General features: G+C 54.8%; 7 protein-coding genes and 1 pseudogene. 2 read left to right on the top strand and 6 right to left on the bottom strand.

Annotated elements, in window-relative coordinates; all coding sequences use genetic code 11:
- Positions 1-818 precede the first annotated feature (818 nt).
- The 4 genes from ACFOFO_RS15590 to gspG all read right to left on the bottom strand — a co-directional run bounded on the left by ACFOFO_RS15590 (position 819) and on the right by gspG (position 4,067).
- Positions 819-1,199, bottom strand: a complete 381-nt coding sequence (locus ACFOFO_RS15590) for a hypothetical protein (protein ID WP_390324450.1) — start codon at positions 1,197-1,199, stop codon at positions 819-821.
- A gap of 101 nt (positions 1,200-1,300) precedes the next feature.
- Entirely contained in the window at positions 1,301-1,639 is a 339-nt protein-coding gene (locus ACFOFO_RS15585; protein WP_390331962.1) for a hypothetical protein, read from the bottom strand.
- A 234-nt stretch (positions 1,640-1,873) separates the two neighbouring features.
- On the bottom strand, positions 1,874-3,076 hold the full coding sequence (locus ACFOFO_RS15580; protein WP_390331961.1) for a DUF2252 domain-containing protein: 1,203 nt from the start codon (positions 3,074-3,076) through the stop codon (positions 1,874-1,876).
- 562 nt (positions 3,077-3,638) lie between these two features.
- On the bottom strand, positions 3,639-4,067 hold the full coding sequence (gspG, locus tag ACFOFO_RS15575) for a type II secretion system major pseudopilin GspG (protein ID WP_390328061.1): 429 nt from the start codon (positions 4,065-4,067) through the stop codon (positions 3,639-3,641).
- A 340-nt stretch (positions 4,068-4,407) separates the two neighbouring features.
- On the opposite strand from gspG, the pseudogene ACFOFO_RS15570 reads away from it, so the two are divergent.
- Positions 4,408-4,715 (top strand): annotated as a pseudogene (locus ACFOFO_RS15570) (ArsR/SmtB family transcription factor).
- A gap of 99 nt (positions 4,716-4,814) precedes the next feature.
- On the opposite strand, the gene ACFOFO_RS15565 reads toward ACFOFO_RS15570, so the two are convergent.
- Positions 4,815-5,108 (bottom strand): hypothetical protein, encoded by a 294-nt coding sequence (locus ACFOFO_RS15565; RefSeq protein ID WP_390331960.1) that lies wholly within the window; start codon positions 5,106-5,108, stop codon positions 4,815-4,817.
- Positions 5,109-5,351: 243 nt separating this feature from the next.
- Between ACFOFO_RS15565 and ACFOFO_RS15560 the strand changes: the two genes are divergently transcribed.
- A complete protein-coding gene (locus ACFOFO_RS15560) occupies positions 5,352-6,245 on the top strand; it encodes a Tim44 domain-containing protein (RefSeq protein WP_390324447.1) in 894 nt (297 codons plus the stop codon).
- Between the two features lie 275 nt (positions 6,246-6,520).
- Here the strand turns inward: ACFOFO_RS15560 and ACFOFO_RS15555 are convergent.
- The coding region (locus ACFOFO_RS15555; protein WP_390331959.1) for an SDR family NAD(P)-dependent oxidoreductase at positions 6,521-6,806 on the bottom strand (286 nt) is incomplete at its 5' end.

Below are 6,806 nucleotides of genomic sequence, written 5' to 3'. Positions count from 1 at the left end.
TTGGCCTCCAGATACTCCCACTAAATTCCATCGTCAGTTGCACTTCATAGTTGAATCCGCGCAGCAAGCAATACCTTGGAGAACCATGTTTTAACTGATACCCCCTATTTTTATAAATTCATGAAGGCTGCAAGGCACAGTTCGTAAGCCGCAGCCGTACGCATGCGGGCAACATTTTTTATGAAAGAATGTGAGCGTCGGCGGGGATTCCTTTAAAATTTCGCAGGAATGGTCTTAATCAATTGAGTTTAAAAGAAAATTCAATTTTCTGATATATCCGAATTCTGATGTCCAACAATCCCATCAACCGACCTGCGGTTTACGCGGCGCGCGTACTGACTTGGGCGCCCCGTTCAGTCTGGCAATGACCTGTTGCGCTTCCTCTGCCTTTTGATGCCATGTAGCCGCTTGGCGCGTATCAAGGAAAGCTGTGCAGTAGCATCTTCCAATTGTGCCTGGATGGTTTTGTTTTCATGGACGGCCAAGTCCCGGTTCGTCGTAGGCTGCCCTCCAGCATGCCTGTTTTCTGCCTTAGATCTCCGAGTTGTTCCTGGAGCGTGGCCCGCTCCGAACGGTGGCGTTCCGCCGCCTGATTGCCGGCCGCGCGGGCGGCGTCCAAAGCCACATAGCTTCGCGGATCGACAGGTGGCGGACTTGTTGAACGGCAGACCATTGGCTGAGCGGAGGAAGTCAATTGTGCAAGTGTGAGCCACCGTCGATCATTGTTGTGCGAAATTTCGGTAGTGATCGCGATTGCATTCCATTGTGCGCTAGAAAGTCACTGGCGAACAATATCGTGCAATCGCGATTGCCAAACCTTAAGCTGCCCAGTGCCCTTTGCGCCAGACCCAGTCCCCGCCCTCCCACTGCCAATGACCGGGAATCCAGAAATGAGCAGGACTTGGCGCAACGGTGATTTGCTCGACAATGACGGTAGGCATCGGACGCACTGTGCCCTGATACCAATGACCGGCCTGCCATAACCAGCCAGTATTACGCCATACCCAGTGTCCAGGTACCCAGGCATAACCGGGAGCGGGCTGCGCGCTGATCACTTCCTGAATGGGAGCCGGCATCTGTTTGACGACGACTTTTTGCGGCTGCTCGCGGACCACGGTCCGCTCTCTTACGACGGTCGTGCAACCGACTGTCGCCATCGCGGCGGCAGCTAAAAAGAGCACGTTCAGCATACGTTTCATTGTTGATCCCTGTTGATTGTTATTCAATTGAGCATGGGAGAACACCAGCTATGGTTTCCCCTGTCTTACACATGCGCTGTCTCAATCATTGTAGACAAGAATTATTTGCCAATTTGTTTGCTGACCGCATTTTCCTGTTGATTCAGTGTTTTTTGTTCTTGCTTGGTGATATGGCCGCCGTTTTGTGACGCCATGGCGCGCTCTTCCTGGCGAATCTGACGATCCTTCTTATGCAATGCCTGCGCTTGACCGCGTGTCAGATCCCCTTCCTTTACTTCATTGTGAATGCGCCGGTTCTGATTTTGAAGGCGATTGTTGACCTGCTCGCGCCGTGGGTGTTTCTTTTGCCAGTGTGTATCGGCAGCGAACGCGCTTATAGCTACGCTGCCAAAAATCATCGTAATGACAGTCACTGCGACAGCCTTTGTAAATTTGGTCATGAGTCTCTCCCTCGTCGTTGGCGGTTTCTGGCGTCTGCCATTGCAACAAAAACGTACTGCCACGCAAAGTTGATGACGGGCATTACAAATTGTTACTCATTGACCAACTGAACAGACCGCAACCCTGCCAAAGAGTGAAAAAATCTTGGTGTCCGTATTCATCGCCGTAGGTCTGCCCTGCCCTTTTGGCCGGGTACCGGGCCACGGAGATCAATTAACAATGATGTTAAAGCGTCACACTTTGAACACTCCGTCATCGTAAGCGTCACTGTATATCTGCCAGTCCTTGTGTACCTGAGCGGCGCAGTCCTGCGACAGGCTTAACAATTGTTTTTCCCATTTGCGACTCTGGCCAAAGGCAATCAGTTCGTCCGCAATCGCCGATCCTTGACGACCGGCGCTACGCAGCTGGTCCCAAGCAACGATACTGCCCATGGTGGACATAACATGCTGCAGTTCGGGCATGGTGTGATGGAGCCGATCAAAAGTGATCCGGTCCTCGGCGGGTTGCAGGCCACGCAATACATAACTGGTTTTGCCAACCACTACCGGTTGCAGGAACGCCATGGAAACCGCCTGGGAGCGTCGCTGTAACTCCACCACCCGGTGCGCCTCGGTTTTCCACTTGGGCTGTAGCACCTTCAGGTGCGGCATTAGCGATGACGGTAGCGCTTCTTTGAGATCGAGCAGGTAATTGCCGTCCGGCGAACCCTTGCCCTGGATAAGAATGACATAACGATCCACACCGAGGCTACCGGTGCCGGCAATCCGGCGCGCCACATCGAGCGGTTTATAAAAGTCCGGATTCGGCTGCTCCTCGGCATATTTTTCCATGAAGGCAGTGATTCCGGCGCGCTGTTTGTCGGACACCGGCAGGGCCTTCTTGCCGTCCACGCGCAGGACGCGCTGCCTGCCTTTGCGTTGGGTGCGTCCGTCGAGAAATTTGGAACGCGGGCGATCACGCAGACCCTCCAGCAATTCTCCAACGATGCCTTGGGCGGTATCGCGCTCCACCCAACGCGTCTTGCCTAGCACAAGTGCGGAAGCGTAGGCATCGAGAAAGCTTTGACCCAGGGTCTGCGCCTCAATGCGACTGGCCGACATGCCGTCAGCCCCGACCAGTACGCTGGTGAGAAAGCGTACTATGTCCCAACTCGCTGGCGCCAGCGCGGCTTCGTCAAAATCATTCACGTCGAAGTAGACAAGACGATTGTCACCCTTGTAGCTGCCAAAGTTCTCTAGATGCAAGTCACCGCAGATCCAGGTCAACGGTGCAGACCGGAACAGGCCGTCTTGAGGTAGCAGGTCATAGAAAAGATGGCACGTCCCGCGCAGGAAGACGAAAGGATTGCTGCGGATATTGCGGTATTTCATCCGTAATCGCTCGGGATCACGGCCCGCATTGAAACTTTGGATTCTACGCACCACATCCACCATGTTTATCTCTCGCGCTGATTGGTTTGAAAAATGATGCCCTGAAAACCTGCCTCGATAGGGCTGCGTAGGCGTCGGGCCACATCGATGCCGGAAATGCGTGAGACCCCCAACTCAACATTCATCCGCTGCAATGCGTCGATATTTACACATACTTGACAGGATACTAATGAATTACGCAACCTGTCTATAAGGTGAAGAGGTGCCGGTATATGTCCAATCACTTGCCGGACTGACGCGACGCAGAGGCGATCTTGCTTGAAGAGGTTGTTTCACCAGGGCGAACCATGGCCGATTGGCAGAAACGGAAGCGGGGACCGATGATCAGCATGAAACTCTCCATCAGCCGGATATCCCAATGCACCGGCCCTCGAATTTCCTCGCGATCCACGCAATCGAATGGCAAGCACGTTGGCAGCAACGTGTCGCGTAAGACCTCGATCTACGGAATTTGCAGGAACGGCAGCATACCGACATAGTGAAAGACACTCACACAGATCCATTTGAGCACTGCGCAACATGAGCGGTATGGCAGGAAAATTTGCGCCACAAGGGAAATACCGAATTACAGCTCCCATGAACCGATATCGGCGTTGTTCCCCGTGCCGCCTGGCTGTCCATCGGCACCAAAAGAAAACACATCGACTTCGCCATGGATACCTGGCGACAGATATTGATATGGGTTCCCCCATGGGTCTTTCGGCAATTTGTCCAAATAGCCACCCGTTTTCCAGCCATTGGCGTTAGGCCCTGTCGTTGGTTTGGACATCAGCGCTTGCAACCCCTGCTCGGTCGTCGGATACCGCTGATTATCGAGCTTGTATAGTTTGAGCCCTTGCATAATGGTCGCGATATCCTGCCTGGCGGCTATAATTCGCGCATCATCGGTACGGCCCATTAACTTGGGAACGATTAATGCAGCCAAAATCCCCATGATCACGACGACCACCATGATCTCGATCAAGGTAAACCCCCGTGTTCGCCCACAATCCATGCTTTTTTGAAGGCGCGATCGGGCGGCGGTATGGACTTGAATCATGTGATAAGCCCTCACGAATAATCCTCAATCGGCAACTGAGCACGCCACATAGCGCTCTCGCCAAATAGGTGATGCTCGCAGTACTGTGCGCAGCGCCATGGACGGATTTCGGCTCAATTTCCCGACCAGAGGCATACTGCCCGAGTTGCGGCACAACCCAACCCAACCAATAGTAGCGGCATGCCGACCGGAAGTGCTCGGCGACGAATAGTATCGTACCAGATGTGACGCATGGACCGTGCCAACACCCAGCCAACAGATTGACATGTGAACACCTATTCATACGTTAGCAAAAATGACTTCATCCAATGCCGATAGCTCTGTTGCTGAACTAGCCGATCTGTTCCGTTTGCTGGGCGACCCCGACGCGCCTACGGATTGTGTTGGCGTGCCTTGACCCACCCATTGCGGTCAGCGACATCGCCAACAAGCTCGACTTGAGCAATTCACTGGTCAGCCATGCGGTTGCTGCGTGCGGCGCGCATCGTCAAGGCCGACCGCCACGGTAAGCAGGTGTTCTATGCCGCCGCCGATCAACATATCTCGGGCGTGCTGGCAGACATGCTGGAACACATCGCCGACCCTCACACGGAAGCAGACTGATGGCACATCACCACGGACACAACGATTCTCACAATCATGGCCACGATCACGGTGGGCACTCGCGGGTGGCAGCGGTCACCACCACGGTGATCCGAATAATCATGGTCGTGCCATCGCCATCGCCTTGAACGCGGCTTTTGTCGTGGTCGAGTTTGCTTTTGGCTTCATTGCAGTGGCAAGCTTGGTTTTAGGGCCGCGCTTTTGCTCGGCCGCCATGGCCAGTTCAGACGTTTTGTGGTGCTTGCGCCAACTGGCCAAATGCGAAGAGTAAATTCCTTCGCGCCGCAACAGCGCTCCGATATCGCCGGGGTCGGTGCAATCGTCGGCCAGGTTGAGAATGCGATGCTTCTCAGCCGCACAGAACTTGCGTCGTTGCGCGAGGGCCACGACCACCGGATTCGGACGCGCCGCGCCGGAAGTCGCATCTCCAGTCGCCCTTCGTTACGTCTTCTGGAGCTATGATGACGGCTGTGCCGATAATTTCCTGCTTTCTGTTCTGCATGTTGAATCCTGCCGTTGTACTCTAAATTAACTGGGTAGGTGGCTCAAGTGATATTGGCACTGGGGAAGCGCACCAAATTGCACCGGAACTACGACTGCCCCTCCCATACCGGAATCAAACTCTAGGAGTTCCGCATGAAAAAATTCTTTATCGCATTGCTGGTGATGGCCAGTGTATTGTCGATCACCGTATCCGAGGCCGACGCCAAACGTCTGGGCGGCGGCGGTTCGTTCGGCAAGCAATCGCAAGGCCTGAGCCGTCCTCCGGCTCAGGCACCGAGCCAGGGCGCGAGCCCGGCAAAACCTGCTGCGCCTACCGCTGCGGCACCGCAAACGCCGCCGCCAAAACCGGCCAGTCCATGGCGCGGCATTTTGGGCGGCGCCTTGCTTGGACTCGGGCTGGGCACACTGATGTCGCATTTTGGCCTTGGTGGCGCATTCGGTAGCATCCTGATGATCGCGCTATTGGCGATTGCGGTGATGTTCATCATCCGCATGTTCCGCCGCAAGAGCGATGGCAATAATGCCTCTGCCTATGCAGCGGGGTATCCTTCTGTTTCCACTCCGGAAATCGGTTCCCGCATCGACACGACCGGTGCGCAACCGCTGCAGTCGGTACCGGTCGCTGCCGCGAGCAACGTCCCGCCATTTGGCGTGCCAGCCGATTTCGATGTGCCGGCTTTCCTGCGTAATGCAAAGATCTACTTTATCCGCCTGCAAGCGGCATGGGATAAGGCGGACATCAACGATATCCGTGAATTCACGACGCCGGAAATGTTTGCCGAGCTGAAGATGCAAATCCAGGAGCGTGGCGCATCGCCGAACAATACCGATGCGGTGACTTTGAACGCCGAATTGTTGGGTGTCGAAACCCTGGGCAGCGATTATCTGGCCAGCGTGAAGTTCTCCGGCATGATCAAGGAGGCCGACAATGCACCGGCTGAACCATTCACCGAAGTCTGGAACCTGTCCAAACCGATGTCTGGACAAGGTGGTTGGGTCTTGGCAGGGATTCAACAATTATCCTGAAACGTATGAAATTAGCATCCTGGCGCGCTTCCTTGTCGGCTTTTTCACCGGGCGGGATGAGGTTGTGATATGCCGTTAGTCCGACGATTGACGTCCGGAATAGCCCTTTTTTCAAGCCGCCCCATCAGACCGACTCCTGCGACATAACGGGCTCGTTCCGGTACAAGCCGATAGAACGCAAAGTTGCCGAGCGCAAGATATTACTTGGCATCCGAAGGATTGAAGATGCCGCGTAATCAACTCCGGCGACGTACCCATGGGCTTCGCATCTCCGACTATCGACACCCGCCCAGCGGTGACAACATTCTGCCCGTCATTTGTCTGTGCGCGCGCTCTTTCCAGGACAATTTCAAATCTAAAATGTGCTTGCTGAATGTACCCGTAAAAACGAGGATCGCGGTTTTGATGGCGCCCAGACCTTTTGCCAGCACACGCACGCCATGCGGGGCCACTTCCTGGGCTAGGGTCTTGGTGAGCATCGACAGCGCGGCCTTGCTCGCCGTGCAGGCGCTATAGCCTGACCATGCGATCACCTCGTGAACCGAGGTGATATTCAGTATC

It is taken from the genome of Pseudundibacterium arcticum (assembly GCF_042646465.1).
Taxonomy (GTDB): domain Bacteria; phylum Pseudomonadota; class Gammaproteobacteria; order Burkholderiales; family Burkholderiaceae_D; genus Undibacterium_A; species Undibacterium_A arcticum.
Note: the sequence above shows the minus strand (reverse complement) of the source record. Positions and strands in the feature narration are given on the sequence as shown.

Excerpts from the sequence above, each read along its gene's own strand:
- ACFOFO_RS15590 (WP_390324450.1), bottom strand. The coding sequence starts at position 1,199 with ATGAAACGTATGCTGAACGTGCTCTTTTTAGCTGCCGCCGCGATGGCG.
- ACFOFO_RS15585 (WP_390331962.1), bottom strand. The coding sequence starts at position 1,639 with ATGACCAAATTTACAAAGGCTGTCGCAGTGACTGTCATTACGATGATT.
- ACFOFO_RS15580 (WP_390331961.1), bottom strand. The coding sequence starts at position 3,076 with ATGGTGGATGTGGTGCGTAGAATCCAAAGTTTCAATGCGGGCCGTGAT.
- gspG (WP_390328061.1), bottom strand. The coding sequence starts at position 4,067 with ATGGATTGTGGGCGAACACGGGGGTTTACCTTGATCGAGATCATGGTG.
- ACFOFO_RS15560 (WP_390324447.1), top strand. The coding sequence starts at position 5,352 with ATGAAAAAATTCTTTATCGCATTGCTGGTGATGGCCAGTGTATTGTCG.